The organism is Acidovorax sp. GW821-FHT11A03 (assembly GCF_058809075.1).
Genome location: NZ_JBXASG010000008.1, coordinates 234,812 through 251,157 on the forward strand (window position 1 = coordinate 234,812; position 16,346 = coordinate 251,157).

Annotated in this window: 17 protein-coding genes; 9 read left to right on the top strand and 8 right to left on the bottom strand. The window is 68.5% G+C overall.

Going from position 1 to position 16,346, the window contains the following annotated elements; all coding sequences use genetic code 11:
• Nucleotides 1–124: 124 nt before the first annotated feature.
• The 4 genes from AC1RVY_RS20870 (at nt 125) to AC1RVY_RS20885 (ending at nt 5,091) form a co-directional block, all read left to right on the top strand.
• Nucleotides 125–1,153 (top strand): branched-chain amino acid ABC transporter permease, encoded by a 1,029-nt coding sequence (locus tag AC1RVY_RS20870; RefSeq protein WP_492807998.1) that lies wholly within the window; start codon nt 125–127, stop codon nt 1,151–1,153.
• Complete coding sequence (locus AC1RVY_RS20875; RefSeq protein ID WP_492808000.1) at nt 1,150–3,060, top strand: branched-chain amino acid ABC transporter ATP-binding protein/permease; 1,911 nt, start codon at nt 1,150–1,152, stop codon at nt 3,058–3,060. Before AC1RVY_RS20870 ends, AC1RVY_RS20875 begins: the two co-directional genes overlap by 4 nt.
• Nucleotides 3,057–3,806, top strand: a complete 750-nt coding sequence (locus tag AC1RVY_RS20880) for an ABC transporter ATP-binding protein (RefSeq protein WP_492808002.1) — start codon at nt 3,057–3,059, stop codon at nt 3,804–3,806. The genes AC1RVY_RS20875 and AC1RVY_RS20880 overlap by 4 nt, the downstream gene beginning before the upstream one ends.
• A 118-nt stretch (nt 3,807–3,924) precedes the next feature.
• Nucleotides 3,925–5,091 (top strand): ABC transporter substrate-binding protein, encoded by a 1,167-nt coding sequence (locus AC1RVY_RS20885; RefSeq protein WP_492808004.1) that lies wholly within the window; start codon nt 3,925–3,927, stop codon nt 5,089–5,091.
• Between the two features lie 128 nt (nt 5,092–5,219).
• Here AC1RVY_RS20885 and AC1RVY_RS20890 read toward each other — a convergent pair whose 3' ends face one another.
• A complete protein-coding gene (locus AC1RVY_RS20890) occupies nt 5,220–6,125 on the bottom strand; it encodes a LysR substrate-binding domain-containing protein (RefSeq protein ID WP_492808006.1) in 906 nt (301 codons plus the stop codon).
• 264 nt (nt 6,126–6,389) lie between these two features.
• Between AC1RVY_RS20890 and AC1RVY_RS20895 the strand changes: the two genes are divergently transcribed.
• The 3 genes from AC1RVY_RS20895 to AC1RVY_RS20905 are packed head-to-tail and all read left to right on the top strand — an operon-like array spanning nt 6,390 to nt 8,119.
• Entirely contained in the window at nt 6,390–7,370 is a 981-nt protein-coding gene (locus AC1RVY_RS20895) for a TerC family protein (protein ID WP_218296915.1), read from the top strand.
• 15 nt (nt 7,371–7,385) lie between these two features.
• Nucleotides 7,386–7,547, top strand: coding sequence for a hypothetical protein (locus AC1RVY_RS20900; RefSeq protein ID WP_492808008.1), 162 nt, complete (start codon nt 7,386–7,388; stop codon nt 7,545–7,547).
• Between the two features lie 11 nt (nt 7,548–7,558).
• Complete coding sequence (locus AC1RVY_RS20905; protein WP_492808009.1) at nt 7,559–8,119, top strand: DUF2062 domain-containing protein; 561 nt, start codon at nt 7,559–7,561, stop codon at nt 8,117–8,119.
• Nucleotides 8,120–8,288: 169 nt separating this feature from the next.
• Here AC1RVY_RS20905 and AC1RVY_RS20910 read toward each other — a convergent pair whose 3' ends face one another.
• The 4 genes from AC1RVY_RS20910 to AC1RVY_RS20925 all read right to left on the bottom strand — a co-directional run bounded on the left by AC1RVY_RS20910 (nt 8,289) and on the right by AC1RVY_RS20925 (nt 12,275).
• Nucleotides 8,289–9,257 (bottom strand): Bug family tripartite tricarboxylate transporter substrate binding protein, encoded by a 969-nt coding sequence (locus tag AC1RVY_RS20910; protein WP_218296917.1) that lies wholly within the window; start codon nt 9,255–9,257, stop codon nt 8,289–8,291.
• Between the two features lie 104 nt (nt 9,258–9,361).
• Entirely contained in the window at nt 9,362–9,622 is a 261-nt protein-coding gene (locus tag AC1RVY_RS20915; RefSeq protein ID WP_218297010.1) for a DUF2783 domain-containing protein, read from the bottom strand.
• 14 nt (nt 9,623–9,636) lie between these two features.
• Nucleotides 9,637–11,289, bottom strand: a complete 1,653-nt coding sequence (locus AC1RVY_RS20920) for an FAD-dependent oxidoreductase (RefSeq protein ID WP_492808011.1) — start codon at nt 11,287–11,289, stop codon at nt 9,637–9,639.
• 26 nt (nt 11,290–11,315) lie between these two features.
• On the bottom strand, nt 11,316–12,275 hold the full coding sequence (locus AC1RVY_RS20925; protein ID WP_492808012.1) for an MBL fold metallo-hydrolase: 960 nt from the start codon (nt 12,273–12,275) through the stop codon (nt 11,316–11,318).
• A gap of 143 nt (nt 12,276–12,418) precedes the next feature.
• Between AC1RVY_RS20925 and AC1RVY_RS20930 the strand changes: the two genes are divergently transcribed.
• Complete coding sequence (locus tag AC1RVY_RS20930; protein ID WP_369643518.1) at nt 12,419–13,228, top strand: IclR family transcriptional regulator; 810 nt, start codon at nt 12,419–12,421, stop codon at nt 13,226–13,228.
• A 13-nt stretch (nt 13,229–13,241) separates the two neighbouring features.
• On the opposite strand, the gene AC1RVY_RS20935 is transcribed toward AC1RVY_RS20930, so the two are convergent.
• The gene (locus AC1RVY_RS20935; RefSeq protein ID WP_218341300.1) at nt 13,242–14,567 is read right to left on the bottom strand and encodes an O-acetylhomoserine aminocarboxypropyltransferase/cysteine synthase family protein; all 1,326 of its coding nucleotides are present in this window, start codon (nt 14,565–14,567) and stop codon (nt 13,242–13,244) included.
• A 60-nt stretch (nt 14,568–14,627) separates the two neighbouring features.
• Nucleotides 14,628–15,143, bottom strand: coding sequence for a CoA-binding protein (locus AC1RVY_RS20940; protein WP_218341301.1), 516 nt, complete (start codon nt 15,141–15,143; stop codon nt 14,628–14,630).
• 91 nt (nt 15,144–15,234) lie between these two features.
• On the opposite strand from AC1RVY_RS20940, the gene AC1RVY_RS20945 reads away from it, so the two are divergent.
• Complete coding sequence (locus tag AC1RVY_RS20945; protein WP_218296924.1) at nt 15,235–15,585, top strand: hypothetical protein; 351 nt, start codon at nt 15,235–15,237, stop codon at nt 15,583–15,585.
• 127 nt (nt 15,586–15,712) lie between these two features.
• On the opposite strand, the gene AC1RVY_RS20950 is transcribed toward AC1RVY_RS20945, so the two are convergent.
• Nucleotides 15,713–16,318, bottom strand: coding sequence for a thioredoxin family protein (locus AC1RVY_RS20950; protein WP_492808014.1), 606 nt, complete (start codon nt 16,316–16,318; stop codon nt 15,713–15,715).
• Between the last annotated feature and the right edge of the window lie 28 nt (nt 16,319–16,346).

Below are 16,346 nucleotides of genomic sequence, written 5' to 3' on the forward strand. Positions count from 1 at the left end.
CTCTTCGGCGAAGAGCTGTCTGGAAATGCCATGAAAATGGCCTCTGGCGCTTACTGGTAAAGCGCTAGCAGCTATTAAATAGGTAGTAAGCGCTGGTCGACCTGCTTCTCAAAGAAAGCTGAATATGGATTTGCAGATTGCCCTGCTGCTGGGGCAGGACGGCATTGTCAATGGCGCCATCTATGGACTGATGGCGCTGGCGCTGGTGCTGGTTTTTTCCGTGACCCGGGTGATCTTCATCCCCCAGGGCGAGTTCGTGGCCTTCGGGGCGCTGACCATGGCCATGATGCAGGGCGGGCGCATTCCCGCCACGCTGTGGCTGCTGGTGGGTATGGCCGCCGTGGTGCTGCTGGTCGAGGTGGTGCGCTTTCAGCGCGGCAGCCCCGTGAACTGGCCCGCCACCGTGGTCTGGTGCCTGGTGCTGCCGCTGCTGGCGTGCGCACTCATCATCGGGCTGCGCCCCACCTCGCTGGGCATGCAGGCGCTCACCACGCTGATCCTGATCACGCCCATGGGGCCGCTGCTGTACCGCCTGGCGTATCGCCCGCTGGCCGATGCCACGGTGCTGATGCTGCTCATCGTCTCGGTGGCGCTGCATGGCGTGCTGGTGGGCCTGGGCCTGCTGTTCTTCGGTGCCGAGGGCTCGCGCACGCCACCGTTCTCCGAGGCGCGCTTCGACCTCGCGGGCATCCCCGTCTCGGGCCAGTCGCTGGTGGTGCTGGGCGTCACGCTGGCGCTGGTGATGCTGCTGTTCCTGTTCTTCGGCCGCTCCATGGTGGGCAAGGCGCTGCGCGCCACGGCCCTCAACCGCGTGGGTGCGCGCCTCATGGGCATTCCCACCGAACTCTCGGGCGACGTGAGCTTCGCCCTGGCCGCGCTGATCGGAGCCGTCTCGGGCCTGTTGATCGCCCCACTCACCACCGTGTACTACGACACGGGTTTCCTGATCGGCCTCAAGGGCTTCGTCGCGGCCATCGTGGGCGGCCTGGGCAGCTACCCCATGGCGCTGCTCGGCGCGCTGATCGTGGGCCAGCTGGAGGCCTTTGCATCGTTCTGGGCCAGTGCCTACAAGGAGGTTCTCGTGTTCACGCTGATCGTGCCCGTGCTGTGGTGGCGCTCGCTCAACAGCCGCCATGTGGAGGATGAGGAATGAGCGCGCCCGTGAAAACCGACATCGCCACCGGGGCCACCGCCGCCGGTGCATCGCGCGGCATCGCCACGCGCACACAGCTCACGCTGGCTGCCGTGGCGCTGCTGGCCCTGTGCTGGGGCTTCCTGCCCGACTTCACCGTGGTCATGCTCTGCTACATCGGCCTGTACGCCATCGTGGCGGCGGGCCTGGTCATGCTCACCGGCGTGGGCGGCATGACCTCCTTCGGCCAGGCGGCCTTCGTGGGCGTCGGTGCCTATGCCACGGCCTGGATTTGCACGGCGCCCGCGTCGGTGCAGGCGCTCTCGGGCCTGGTCGGCATGGCCGGCCTGCCCTGGGTGGGGCTGGTGCTCGGCCTGGTGATCACCTTCGCGGTGGCCTGGGGCCTGGGCTCGGTCACGCTCAAGCTCTCGGGCCACTACCTGCCGCTGTGCACCATCGCCTGGGGCCTGTCGCTGTACTACCTGTTCGGCAACATGGAATTCCTGGGGGGGCAGACCGGCATCACCGGCGTGCCGCCGCTCGTCGTGGCGGGCTTCTCGCTGGCCTCGCCGCGCGCCATCGGCGTGCTGATCTGGGCGGTGCTGCTGGTGTCGCTGTGGCTGCTGCACAACCTGCTCGACTCGCGCGAGGGCCGCGCCATCCGCGCGCTCAAGGGCGGGCGGGTGATGGCCGAGTCCATGGGCGTGGACACGGCGCGCTACCGCATCAAACTCTTCGTGCTGGCGGCGCTGCTGGCGGCGATCTCGGGCTGGCTGTATGCGCACCTGCAGCGCTTTGTCAGCCCCACGCCGTTCAACCTCAACATCGGCATCGAGTACCTGTTCATGGCCGTGGTCGGTGGTGCCGGCCACCTCTGGGGTGCGGTGCTGGGCGCCACGCTCATCACCCTGCTCAAGGAAAAGCTGCAGGACGTGCTGCCCTCGCTGCTGGGCACCAGCGGCAACTTCGAGGTCATCGTCTTCGGCCTGCTCATGGTCTTCGTGCTGCAGCGCTTTGCCGACGGCCTGTGGCCCACGCTGAACCGCCTGGGCGAGCGCTGGCTGCGCCGCGAGGCGCCGCGCACGGTGGGTCAGGCCACCGAACTGGCGCAGCGCACGCTGCCCACGGCCGGCACGGTGCTGCTGCAGGCACGCAACGTGACCAAGCGCTTCGGCGGCCTGGTCGCCAACAACAATGTCTCCATGGACGTGAAGGCCGGCGAGGTGCACGCGCTGATCGGCCCCAACGGCGCCGGCAAGAGCACCTTCTTCAACATGATCTCGGGTGTGGACGACGCCACCGAGGGCGAGGTGCGCCTGGTGGACCAGGCCATGCTGCGCCGCCCCTCGCGCGCCTTCGCGCGCCTGGGCATGGCGCGCACCTTCCAGCACGTGCGCCTCTTGGGCCAGCGCAGCGTGGTCGAGAACGTCGCCCTGGGCGCGCACCAGCGCGCCCACCGCGGCTGGATCGCCTCGATGCTGCGCCTGGACCGCGCCGAGGAAGCCGCCCTGCTGGCCGAGGCGCGCCGCCAGATCGAGCGCTGCGGCCTGGGTGCCCATGCCGACGCGCCCGCCGCCTCGCTGGCCCTGGGGCAGCAGCGCATCGTCGAGATCGCGCGCGCCCTGGCCGGCCAGCCGGCCATCCTGCTGCTCGACGAGCCCGCCGCAGGCCTGCGGCATCTGGAAAAGAAGGCCCTGGCCGACCTACTGCGCCAGCTGCGCGCCGAGGGCCTGGGCATCCTGGTGGTGGAGCACGACATGGAGTTCGTGATGAACCTGGCCGACCGCATCACCGTGCTGGAGTTCGGCACCGTGATCGCCGAAGGCACACCCGTAGAGGTGCAGAGCAACCAGCGCGTGCTCGATGCCTATCTGGGTGGTGCTGACGATGACCTGCCCGCCACCGCTGCTGAAGGAGCCGCCGCATGACCGCCTTGTTGCAACTCCAGGACCTGAGCGTCTCTTATGGCCAGGTGGAGGCCGTCCACCAGGTCCGGCTCGATGTGAACGAGGGTGAGATCGTCACCGTGATCGGCCCCAACGGCGCCGGCAAGACCACGCTGCTGTGCGCGGCCATGGGCCTGCTGCCGGCCACCGGCTCCATCAGCCTGGCCGGCGAGCGCATCGCCCGCCCCAGCGTGGAAGCCATGGTGGCGCGCGGCGTGGCGCTGGTGCCCGAAAAGCGCGAGCTGTTTGGCGAAATGTCGGTGGAGGACAACCTGCTGCTGGGCGGTTTTTCGCGCTGGCGCAAGGGCCAGCGCGACCAGGCGCTGCGCATGGAAGAGGTGTTCGAGATCTTTCCGCGCCTGCGCGAGCGCCGCGTGCAACTGGCCTCCACGCTCTCGGGCGGCGAGCGCCAGATGCTGGCCATCGGCCGTGCGCTGATGGCCCGCCCGCGCCTGTTGATGCTCGACGAGCCCTCGCTGGGTCTGGCGCCGCTGATCGTGCGCGAGGTGCTGCAGGTGGTGTCCTCGCTGCGCCAGCATGGCGTGTCGGTGCTGCTGGTGGAGCAGAACGCCCGCGCCGCCTTGCGCGTGGCCGACCGCGCCTATGTGCTGGAGATGGGCGCCGTGGCGCTCACGGGCGCCGCGCAGGACCTGCTCAACGACCGCCGCATCATCGACACCTACCTGGGCATGGGAGGGGCGGCGCACGCCCGGGCCGAAGCCCATTGAAAGTCCCGAGGACCGCCGCGCAGCGCAGCGACCGTCCTGTTTCGCCCTTTCGCAGGCCTTGGGGCTGCGGAAGGGCTTTTGCGTTGTGAAGATCCATGAATACGACAGGAGACAAAGCATGAAGACAGGCGTTCAGCCAGGGTTGGCACGCAGGGCGTTTTTGCGTTCGGGTGGGGCATTGGCCGCGGGTCTGGCGGGAACGGCCTGGGCCCAGGACAGCGCGGGCGTGACCGACAGCGAGATCGTGATCGGCCAGTCCTGCCAGCTGAGCGGCCCGCTCGCGGCGCTGACCAGCGAGGTGCGCCAGGGCGCGGCCCTGTATTTCGACCATGTGAATGCCTCGGGCGGCGTGCGCGGCCGCAAGATCCGCGTGGTCGCCCTCGACGATGCCTACGACCCCAAGAAGGCGGCCGAGAACACGAAGAAGCTGATCGACGAGGACAAGGTGCTCGCGCTGTTCCAGTACGCGGGCACCCCGCCCGCGCTGGCCGCCCTGCCGATCGCCGAGGAGCGCGGCGTGCCCTTCATCGCGCCGTTCACGGGCTCCGACGGCCTGCGCCAGGCCAGCAGCCGCTACGTGTTCAACATCAAGGCAGGCTATGCGACCGAGCTCGACGCCACCGTGAAGCAACTGGCCTCGGTGGGCATCGCGCGCATCGCGGCGGTCTACCTCAACAACCCCTTCGGCACGGGCGGGCTGGCCTCGGTCGAGAAGTCGGTCAAGAACCACAAGGTGGAACTCGTGGCCCAGGCCCCGCTGGAGGTGGATGGCTCGAAGATGGCGGACGCCGTGGCCTCGGTGGCCAAGGCCACGCCCCAGGCCATCATCGTCATCAGCGCGGGCAAGCCCAGCGTGGATTTCGTCGATGCCTACCTGGCGGCCGGCCACCGCTCCACCTTCTACATGCTCTCGGTGATCAGCAACGCCCAGCTGGTCAAGGCGCTGGGCGAGCGCGCGCGGGGCGTGGTGGTGTCGCAGGTCGTGCCCTCGCCGTGGAACCAGAGCATGCCGATCTCTCGCGAGTTCCAGACCCTGGCCAAGGCCAAGGGCATCACCGAGTACACCTTCAGCCAGATGGAGGGCTTCATCTCCGCCCGCTTCCTGGTCGAGGCGCTGCAGCGCGCCGGTGCCAAGCCCACGCGCGCAGGGCTGGTGCAGGCCATGGAGTCGATGAAGAGCGTGAACCTGGGCGGCTACCCCGTGGAGCTGTCGGCCACGCAGCACAGTTCGGGCAAGTTCGTGGATCTGCTCATGATGGGCCGCGACGGCCGGTTCACGAAGTAGGAGCGACTCAAAAACTCTTCTGGGCGTCGTTGCTGCGTCTTGTCGTACTAGCGTACTGCCTGCGACGCAGCGCCTAGCCAGAACCGCTTCGCTGAGTTTGTGAGCCGCTCCGAGGCGGGGCGCGCTGCTCAGGAGGTGAGCAGTGCACCTCCCTCTGCGGCCTCCAGCAGTCGCGTGAGCAGCGGGTGCATGACCTTGCGCGCGTTGTAGATCAGGTGGAACTGCTCCTGCACGTCGGGCGTCGTGCCCACCTGCACCAGACCATGGGTCTTGAGCAGATGCGCGCCCACGGTCACGGGGGCCGGCATCACCCCCATGCCCGTGGCGGCAAAGGTGCTCAGCAGGGCACTGTCCTCGAATTCACCGGCAATGCGCGGGCGAATGCGTTCGCGCTCCAACCAATGGTCCAGGCGCGCGCGCATGGCGGCATGGTCGGTAGGCAGCAGCACGGGCACCACCGCCAGGCTCTGCGGAAACTGCCGCGCCGCCGCTTCGGCCCACACGGGTGGGGCATACCAGGCCACGGCGCTCGTGCCCAGCAGCTGGCTGGTGGTCTTGAGGGCCGGGTTGGGCGGCGCGGCGCGGTCGGCCAGCACCGCGTCGAGCTTGTGCAGCGCGAGCTCGCCGAGCAGCGGCTGGAACTCCCCCTCGTGGCACAGCAGGCGCAGGTGGGGCTCGTCGAGCACGGGCGTGAGCAGCCGGTGCATGGCCAGCTTGGCGATGCCGTCCGAGATGCCCAGGTTCAGCCGCAGCGTCTGGCCGCTGGCGGCCTCGCGCACGCGGTGGGTCAGCTGCTCGCCCAGGGCAAAGATGTGGTCGGCCTCGTGCAGCGCGGCCACGCCGGCCTCGGTGAGCACCAGGCTGCGCCCCTCGGTGCGCAGCAGGCTGGTTCCCAGGGCCTGCTCAAGGGAGCGCACCTGCGCGCTGATGGTCTGCACGGCCATGTCCAGCCGCTCGGCGGCGCGCGCGATGCCGCCCTCCTTGGCGACCACCCAGAAGTAGTACAGGTGGCGGTAGTTGAAGCTCTGGCTCATGGTCTTGCGTATCCCAGTGCGTTGAAGGGGTATCGGTGCAGGAACTGATTGGTTCGTAAAAACCGAACAAATAGTACCGTGAAGGCAGGTTTTTAAGATGCAAAAGCATCCCTACAGTGCGGGCTTGTCCTGAATGCCAACCCATTGCACCGGAGAGAACCCATGCGCCACGCCGCACCCCTTCCCCTGTCCGCCCCGACCCCGGGCCTGCCACCCCTGCCGCGTTCGCGGCGCTGACGCCGTCGCGCGAAGGAGCAAGACTTCATGGAAACGATCGGAACCTGGTGGATGTGGGCGGGCTTTGCCGTCTTCGTGGTGGTGGCCATCGGCATCGACCTGCTGGTGATGGAGCGCCAGGGCGCGCACAAGGTCACGATGAAGGAGGCCGTGCGCTGGAGCCTGCTGTGGTTCTCGCTGGCCTTCGTGTTCGTGGGTATCCTCTGGTGGTACCTGGACGGCAGCCAGGGCCGCGAGGTGGCCAACACGGTGTCGATGCAGTTCATCACCGGCTACCTGGTGGAAAAAAGCCTCTCGGTGGACAACATCTTTGTGTTCCTGATGCTGTTCAGCTATTTCGCGGTGCCGCCGCAGTACCAGAAGCGCGCGCTCATCATCGGCATCATCGGCGCGATCGTGCTGCGCACGCTGCTCATCCTGGCAGGCGCCTGGCTGCTGGCCACCTTCCACTGGCTGCTGTACGTGTTCGGCGCGTTCCTCGTGGTCACGGGCGCCAAGATGTGGTTCGCGGCCGGGCAGGAGCCCGACATCGCGACCAACCCCGTGCTCAGGTTGCTGAAGAAGCGCATCCGCATCACCGACCAGTTCGACGGCGAAAAGCTCTCCACGCTGGTCCAGGGCGTCAAGCACTACACCCCGCTGTTCGTGGTGCTGGTGCTCATCGGCACCACCGACATCATCTTCGCGGTGGACAGCATCCCGGCCATCTTCGCCATCACCAGCGACCCGTTCATCGTGCTCACGGCCAACATCTTCGCCATCCTGGGCCTGCGTGCGCTGTACTTCCTGCTGGCGGACCTGGCCGACCGCTTCCACCTGCTGGCCTATGGCCTGGCCCTGGTGCTGGTGTTCATCGGCGGCAAGATGCTGCTCATCGACCTCGTGAAGATTCCGATCGGCTACGCGCTGCTGGTCACGGCATCGCTGATCGCGGGTTCGATCTTCCTGTCGCTGCGCAACTCGGCCCCGGGCGCCCACAAGCCCCTGGCATCGCCATCCAAGGACTGAAGGGAGTAGGAGACCATGCAATTGCTCGATGCCATCATGCTCTGTGTGCTGGTGGGCCTGGTGGGGGCGACGGTGACGGCGTACCGCGCCGGCAATGAGCGGCGGGACGTGCGCCTGCTGGCGGGCCTTGCCGCCCTGTGGGGCGCCGGCACGGCCGCGGCCCTGGCGTGGGGCTGATCAGGGTGGTGATGCAGATGCTGTGCACCCTGCGCCGCTGGCTGCGCGGCCTGGAACCCCGGGCCCGCGTGCACCTGGACCGGGGCTGGCTCGCCCGCTTGCGGCCCTGGCTGGAGCGGCGCGAGCTGTTCCGCTTTCAGCGCCAGCCGCTGGCGCGCGGTGTGGCGGCCGGCATGTTCTGCGGGCTCATTCCCGGCCCGCTGCAGATCCCCGGCACCCTGCTGGTGTGCGCGTGGCTGCGCGGCAACGTGGTGGCGGGCGGCGTGGCCACCTTCTATACCAACCCGTTCACCACCGTGCCGCTGTATGCCCTGGCCTTCTACCTGGGCGCGCTGGTGATGCCCGGCACGCAAACCCTGCCGCCATGGAGCAGCGTGGCGCCGGGCGGCGATTTCTCCGTGCAGGCGATGGCGGCCTGGATCCAGGCCCTGGGCACGCCACTGCTGGTCGGCCTGCCCACGCTGGGATTGCTGCTCGCGGCGCTGGGTTACGCCGTGGTGCAGGTGCTGTGGCTGGCCCCCGCCCTGCAGCGCAAGCGCCGGCTGGCGCGCTGCCGCTCAGCCGCCGCGTAGCGGACGAATCGGCGCTGCTCGCTTTCCGAAGCGCGAAATCCCGCAGATCCTGGAGTCCACGGGCAGCGAAACCGGCGCGCTGCTATCGCCAGTGCCACCGCGGGACTGGCTTGGCCAGGCCGCGGGTGGCGTCCCCCTGAGGGGGAAGCGGCGCAGCCGCTCAGGGGGCTCAGTCCAGCTTGACGCCCACCTTGGTGATCACACGCCCCCACTTCTCGCGTTCGGCGCGCGCGAAGCTCCCCATCTGCGCGGCGGTGCCGGGCAAGGGTTCGACACCCAGGGCCTGCAGGCGCGCACGCGTGCGGGTGTCGGCAAGGGCGGTTTGAAGGGCCTTGCTGAACTGGGCCACCGCCTCGGCCGAGGTGCCATGGGGGGCGACCAGCCCCTGCCACGCAAAGCCCTCGAAGCCCTGCAGGCCCTGTTCGGCAATGGTGGCCACGTCGGGCATGGTGCCCACGCGCTGCGGGCTGGCCACGCCGATGGCCTTGACCTTGCCGGCGGCAAGGAACGGGTACACGGTGGCGCTGTCGATCCACATGGCCGGGACCTGGCCGCCGATCACGTCCTGGATGGCCGGTGCTGCACCTCGGTAGGGCACGTGCGTGAGCCTGAGGCCGCTTTGCTCGCGGAACAGCTCGCCCACCAGGTGGTGCGGGCTGCCGGGCCCGGCCGAGGCCCAGTTCACGCCGTCGGGCAGGCCCTTGGCCCAGGCCATGAACTCCTTGAGGTTCCTGGCGGGCACGTTGTTGGACACCACGAGGAACATGGGGAAGCGCACCAGCAGGCCCACGGGCTGGAAGTCCTTCTCGGCGTTGTAGCTCAGCTTGCTGAACAGGAACGGGTTGGCCGCCAGCGTGGCGAAGTCGGCCGAGAAGATCAGGTTGCCGAAGTCCTTGTTGCGCGCGCTGTACTCGGCCGCGATGTTGGTGCCCGCGCCGGGCTTGTTGTTGATGACGATGGGGCGGCCCAGCGTGGCCGACATCGACTCGGCGATGGTGCGCGCGACGATGTCCGAGCCGCCGCCGGCGGCATAGCCCACCACCCATTCCAGCGGCTTGGTGTCCTGGGCATGGGCCTGGGGGAGGGTGGTGGCCAAGGCCAGCCCGGCAAGGGTGGCGAGGAAGTGTTTGCGCAGCATGGTGTCGTCTCCGGGGTGTCGTCAAAAGAATCGGGCAAAGCCGGGGCTTGCACCGTCCGTGCGGTGCCGAAGCCCCGGGGGGCGGATGGGGTGCGGGGGCGCGGCTAGGCCGCCAGGGCGTGCGTGGGCACCACGGGCGTGATGGCCTGGGTGGCGCGCCGGTCTGCCAGTGGCATCGCGGCGCCGCGCGCCAGCTGCAGGGCATGCAGCAGCGTGGCCTGGTCGCCGATGTGGTTGGCCAGCAGCAGCACGAGGCGGGCGTTCATGGCGTGGCTCTCGGGCGTGGACAGGCCCTGGTGCGCAGCGATCAGCGCCTCGTAAAAATCGTCGCAGGCCTGCAGGTGGGGCTGGGTGTTGAGCATGATGAAGGTGTTCCTTGTCAGGGGGCCGGCGCCGTGGCGTGGACCAGGGCGGCACGCACCGCCGCTTCGGTGGGGGTGCGCCAACGTGCGCACACATGCTGGTCGGGGCGCACGAGGTACACGGTGCGTGGCTGGGCATCGAGCCGCTGCGCGGCCAGCGCCTGGTGGTCGATCACGTCGATGCCGATCTGCAGCACCCGCACATGGGCCAGGTCCCGGGCCCAGGTGGGGGCGGGGCCAAACACCAGCAGCGTGAAGTCCGGCCCCAGCTCGCGCAGCAGCCACGTGGGGCGGCCCTGTTTTGTCAGGGGAGCGTCGAGCAGCACCGCGCCGGGCACCTGCGTGCCCGCGAAGGTGTCGGCGTCGGGCGTGTTCAGCGGCGACTGGTGCAGCGTGGCCGGCACCGACAGGCGCCCGCTGTTGACGATGCGCCGCGCAAACGCATGCTCGCGCGCCAGATGCAGCGCCGCGTCGCGGAACAGGCGGCTCACCTCGCTCTTGGGCGTGATGAAGTCGGTGGCGCGGGTCGAATTGCACAGGTTCTCGTCCGCCGCGTACTCGCGCTCGGGCCCGTAGGTGGCCAGCAGGGCAGGGCCCACCCGGCCCTTGAGCACCCAGTCCAGCTTCCAGGCCAGGTTCTCGGCATCCTGCACGCCGCTGTTGGCGCCGCGTGCGCCAAAGGGCGAGACGCCATGCGCGCTGTCGCCCGCGAAGACCACGCGGCCGTGCACGAACTGGTCCATGCGCAGGCAGGCAAAGGTGTAGACACTCGCCCAGTCCAGCTCGAACTGCGCATCCGCGCCCAGCAGCGCCTGCACGCGCGGGATGATGTTCCCGGGCTTCTTTTCTTCTTCCGGGTCGGCGTCCCAGCCCAGCTGGAAGTCGATGCGCCACACGTTGTCCGGCTGGCGGTGCAGCAGCACGCTCTGGCCGGGGTGAAAGGGCGGGTCGAACCAGAACCAGCGCTCGGTCGGGAAGTCCGCATCGCCCGCCAGCTTCACGTCGGCGATCAGGAACCGGTCCTGGAAGATGCGGCCCTTGCTTTCCAGTCCCATCATCTGGCGCAGGGGCGAACGCGAGCCGTCGCAGGCGGCCACCCATTGCGCATCCACCTGGTAGGGGCCTTCGGGCGTGTCGATGCTGAGCAGGGCGCCGTCGTTGCGTGCGGCCACGGCGGTCACCTTGTTGTGCCAGCGGATGTCGATGCCGGGCAGCTGCAGCGCGCGCTCCACCAGGTAGGCCTCGGCGTAGTACTGCTGCAGGTTGATGAACGCGGGGCGCTCGTGGCCTTCGTCGGGCAGCAGGTTGAATTCGTAGAGCTGCTCGTCCTTGAGGAACACCTTGCCCACGTTCCACGACACGCCCTTGTCCACCATGCGCTGGCCCACGCCCAGGCGGTCCCAGATTTCGAGCGTGCGCTTGGCGAAGCAGATGGCGCGCGAGCCGATGGAGAGCTTGTGGTCGTTGTCCAGCACCACCACACGCTGGCCGCGCTGGGCCAGGTCGATGGCGAGCGACAGGCCCACGGGGCCCGCGCCCACGACCACGATGGGGTGCGGCGCGGGCGCGGCGCTGTCCTGGTCGGGCGAGCGCACGTAGCCGAAATCGATGGCTTGCACGTCCGGGCCGCTCGCGTGGAACGCCTCGGCAGGAATGTCTCTGGGGTTCATCTTTTGTCTCCTCCAGCCTCAGTGGCTCAGCCTTCCAGCGATTTCCACATCTGAATGTCGCGCTCGGCCGTCCAGATGCGCGGGTCGGGGTACTGCGTGGCCTCGTCGTAGGCGCGGGTCACGTCGAACGGCATGCAATGGTTGAAGATCACCCAGTGGCCGTATTTGGGTTGCAGTTTCGCGAAGGTGGCCTCGTACACCTTGCGCAGGTCCTCGCCTTGTGCGGCGCTGGCCTTGACGCTGTCGTACAGGTCGCTGATGAAGGCCCGCGTGCCGGCCAGGCCCGCCTGCACCTGCTCGGGCGTCTGCAGCGCGGCGCCCCGGCCGGGCACCAGCTTCTCGGGCTTCAGGGCGGCCAGGTTGTCCAGGGTCTGCGGCCAGTCCTGGAAGTACGCATCGCCCGCATACGGCGTGGCGTCGAACTCCACCAGGTCTCCGGAAAAGAGGATTTTTTCCTGCGGCAGCCAGGCCACCGTGTCGCCCTTGGTGTGGCCCCGGCCCAGTTGCAGGATCTGCACTTCCACGCTGCCCAGCCACAAGGTCATCTTCTTGTTGAAGGTCATGGTCGGCCAGGTCAGGCCCTCGGGCACGCTCTCCACGTTCTGGAACAGGCGCGGAAAGCGGCCGATCTCGCTGTCCTTGTCGAACTGGCCGCGCTCCACGATCAGGTCGCGCGTGTCTTCGCTGGCGATGATGTGCTCGGCGCCGTAGGCGCTGGCACCCAGCACGCGCACGGCGTGGTAGTGGGAGAGCAGCACGTACTTGATGGGCTTGTCGGTGACTTCGCGGATGCGGCGGATCACGTCCTGCGCCATCACCGGCGTGGCCTGCGTGTCGATGACCATCACGGCGTCGTCGCCAATGATGATGCCGGTGTTGGGGTCGCCCTCGGCGGTGTAGGCATAGGCGTGGTCGGAGAGCCTGTCGAAGCTCACCTTCTTCACTTCGAGGTCGGCGGCGGAGGCAAAGGTTTTGACGGTGCTCATGGTGATGATTTGTTAATGATGAATGCGTTTATCTAAACGGAATGTGTTGATGTTAGGCAAGAAATTCGTTCATGTCTAATGCATTCGTTTAGGTGAAAACCCGAAGAGGCTTTTCTTGCCGCCAGGCGTGGACAATCAGGCCCATGCCCATCACGACCCCCGACCTGCCCCTTGCCGATGACGAAGACACCCCCCGCAGCCCACGCGGCATCCAGAGCGTGGAGGTGGGTGGGCAGTTGCTGAAGGTGCTGGCGCGCACCGGCCGGCGCATGGCGCTCAAGGACCTGGCCCGCGCGGCGGACATGACGGCCGCCAAGGCCCACCCCTACCTGGTGAGTTTTGGCAAGCTGGGCCTGATCGAGCAGGACGCCGTGAGCGGCCACTACGGCCTGGGCCCCTTGGCCATGCAGCTGGGCCTGATCAGCCTGCAGCAGGTGGACCCGGTGCGCCTGGCGATCGCCGAGCTGCCCGCGCTGGCCCAGCGCATCGGCTACACCGTGTCGGCCTCGGTGTGGGGCGACAGCGGCCCGACCATCATCCGCGTCGAGGAAGGCCCCACGGCCGTGTACGTGGCCATGCGCCACGGCACCACGGCCTCGGTGCGCCACACGGCCACGGGCAAGGTGTTCGCGGCCTTCGGGCCGCGCGAACGCGCCGCCGCAGCCTTGGCGGCCGAAGGGTTCGCGGGCGCGCTGGATGAACCCGCGTTCGCGGCCGAACTGGAGGCGGTGCGCACGCACCAGATCAGCGAGGTGACCGACCAGCTCCTGCCCGGCATCAGCGCGCTGGCCACGCCGGTGTTTGACGGGTTCGGGCAGCTGGTGCTGTGCCTGGCGGTGATCGGGCCCAGCGCCACGCTGCGGACGGGTCCCGCCAGCCCGGCGGCGCGGCATCTGCGCGAGGCCGCGCGGAGCCTGTCACAACGGCTGGGGGCGCCGGTGAGCTCCGCCTAGTGCGCCAGGGCGTTCAGGCGGTTGCGCGCCCCAGCGCCTGGTCGATATCCCACAGGATGTCGTCCACATCCTCGATCCCCACCGACAGCCGCACCATGTCCGCGCTCACGCCCGCGCGGGCCAGCTCTTCTTCGCTCAACTGGCGGTGGGTGGTGGAGGCGGGGTGGATCACCAGCGTCTTGGCGTCGCCGATGTTGGCCAGGTGGCTCAGGAATTCGCAGGCGTCGATGAACTTCTCGCCCGCCGCCGCGCCGCCCTTCACGCCGAACGTGAGGATGCCCGAGGCTCCGGGCGTTCCGTCCACGGCGCGGAACTGCTTTTGTGCCAGATCGAAGTACGGCGAATCCGCCAGACCCGGGTAGTTGACCCACGCCACCTGCGGATGGCCTTGCAGAAACTTCGCCACGGACAGCGCATTGCGGCAGTGCTCGCGCATGCGCAGGTGCAGCGTCTCGGCGCCCTGCAGCAGCTGCCAGGCGTTCATGGGCGAGAGCACGCCACCGAAGGTGCGGTTGACCTCCATGCGCGCCTTCATGGTGTAGCCGAAGTCGCCGAAGGTCTCGTAGAACTTCACGCCGTGGTAGGCGCGGCTGGGCTCCACCATCTCGGGGAACTTGCCGTTGTCCCACGGGAACTTGCCGCCCTCCACCACCACGCCGCCCATGGTCGTGCCGTGGCCGCCGATGTACTTGGTGGCGCTGTGCACCACGATGTCGGCGCCCAGGGCCAGCGGGTTGCACAGGTAGGGGCTGGCCACCGTGTTGTCGATGATGAGCGGCACGCCGTGCGCATGCGCCACCTCGGCCACGGCCGCGATGTCGAGCACGTTGACCAGCGGGTTGCCGATGGTCTCGCCGTACACGGCGCGGGTGTGGGGGCGCATGGCGCGGGCAAAGTTCTCGGGGTCGGCCGGGTCCACGAACGTGGTCTCGATGCCGAGGCGGCCAAAGCCCACGCCGAGCTGGCCCACCGTGCCGCCATAGAGCGTGCTGGCCGCCACGATGTGGTCGCCGGTCTTCAGGATGGCCAGCAGCGCCGCCATCTGCGCGGCCATGCCGCTGGCGCAGGCCAGCGCCGCGCGGCCGTTCTCCAGGCTGGCGATGCGCTCCTCGAACACGGCCACCGTAGGGTTGCTGATGCGGCTGTAGACGTTGCCGAAGGTCTGCAGGTTGAACAGGCTGCTCGCGTGTTCGGCGTTGTCGAACACGAAGCTGGTCGTCTGGTGGATCGGCGTGGCGCGTGCGCCGGTCACGGGGTCGGGCTGGGCGCCGGCGTGGATGGCGCGGGTGCCGAAGCCGAAGTCGCGGTCGGCGCCGGAGGGGTGGTCTGATGAGGACATGGTCTTGAATGAAATTGGCCGCAAGCGCTTGATGGGCAAGCGCTGAATGCTATGAATTTGCTAGTAAGGCAGTTGCCGCAGGCGCTTGGCGCTGATGACGCGCGTGTTCACGCCCATCCAGCCCAGGCCGCCAAACAGCCGCGCGTGCTCGATCTTCACGCAGCGGTTTTCGACCACCTGCAGCCCGGCGGCCTCTGCCTGCAGGCGGGCGGCCTCGTTGAACACGCCCAGCTGCAGCCACAGGCAGCGCGCACCGATGGCGATCGCCTCCTCGGCCAGCGGGGGGATGTCCTCGCTCTTGCGAAAGCAGTCCACCATGTCGATGCGTTCGCCCCGGGCCGCGAGCGCCCGGGCGGCATCGGCCACGCTGGCGTAGGCCGTCTCCCCCAGAATCTGCCCGCCCTCGCGCGCGACGAGCGGATTCACCGGCACGATGCGGTAGCCATGCGCCTGCATGTACTTGGCCGCGAAATAGCTGGGCCTGTGCCATTGGGGCGACAGTCCCACCACCGCAAGGGTGCGGCAGTGCGTCAGAATATCGCGCAGGGTGCTGATGGTGTCGGGCGTGCGTGTCATACATGGCAGTGTATGGGGACGGACTGCTGCGGCGCCAGAGCACCGTTGTCCATCCACACTGTGGCCCCGCCCCAGATTCCGAGGAGATCCCGTGCAGAACCCCCCACGCGCTCGCCGCGCCACTGGCCTTGTGGCCGCCGCCGTTGTCCTGTCCACCGTTGCCCTGAGCGCCTGCACGCCGCCCCGCGCGCCCGATGTCCCCAAGGTCCAGCGTGTCACGACCTACGCCTGTGACCGTGGCCCCATGCTGGTGGTGCACTGGCCCGCCCAGCCCGATGGCCCGGCGCTGCTGGAGATCAACGGCCGCACCGTGCCGCTGCAGCCTGAGCGTGTGGTCACCGGCTTTGGGTACGGCGACGGTGGCACCTACATCCGTGGCCAGGGCAACACGATGTTCTTCCAGGCGCCCCGTGTGCTGCGCGTGAACTGCGTGGCGCGCTGAGCCGAGCCCGCCACACTCGTAAAAACTGGCGCGCTCCCCACACCAGTGCCACCGTGGAACTGGCTCCGCCAGGCCACCGGTGGCGTCCCCCGCCGGGGGAAGGCGCGCAGCGCCTCAGGGGGGCTTCCTACTTGTACTTGATGCTGCAGCCATACGGCGCGGTCGTCGCGGCCGTGATGGGCTTGCCCGCCAGCGCCTCGGCCAGCCCCACCTTCACATAGTTGGTGGCCTTCTCGATGTCGGCCGGGCGGGCCGAGGGGATGCTGTCGATGCCGCCCGCATAGACCAGCACGCCCTGCGGGTTGACGATGTACAGGTGCGGCGTGGTGCGCGCACCATAGCTTTTGCCCACGGTGCCCTCCTCGTCCATGAGCACGGCGGTGGGCACGGCCTTGCGCTCGGCGAGCCAGGCCTTGAGTTTGGCGGGCTCCAGGTAGTCGCTGCTGGCCTTCTCGGTGGAATTGACCGCCAGCCACACCACGTCCTGGCCGGTGGCGTGCTTCTGCGTGGCGGGCATGTTGCCGCTGTCGTAGTGCTTGCGCACAAAGGGGCAACCGGGGTTGGTCCATTCCAGCACCACGTGTTTGCCCTTGAAATCCGACAGGCGCACCGTCTTGCCGGTGGCGTCCTTGAGCGTGAAGTCGGGGGCGGGCTGGCCCACGGTGGCGGCGGCCTGGGCACCCAGCGCGACCAGCGCAGCGGTGGCAATCAATGTACGGCGAAGCATCTTCATGGCGGGCTCTCCTGAAGGGTTGGCGGTC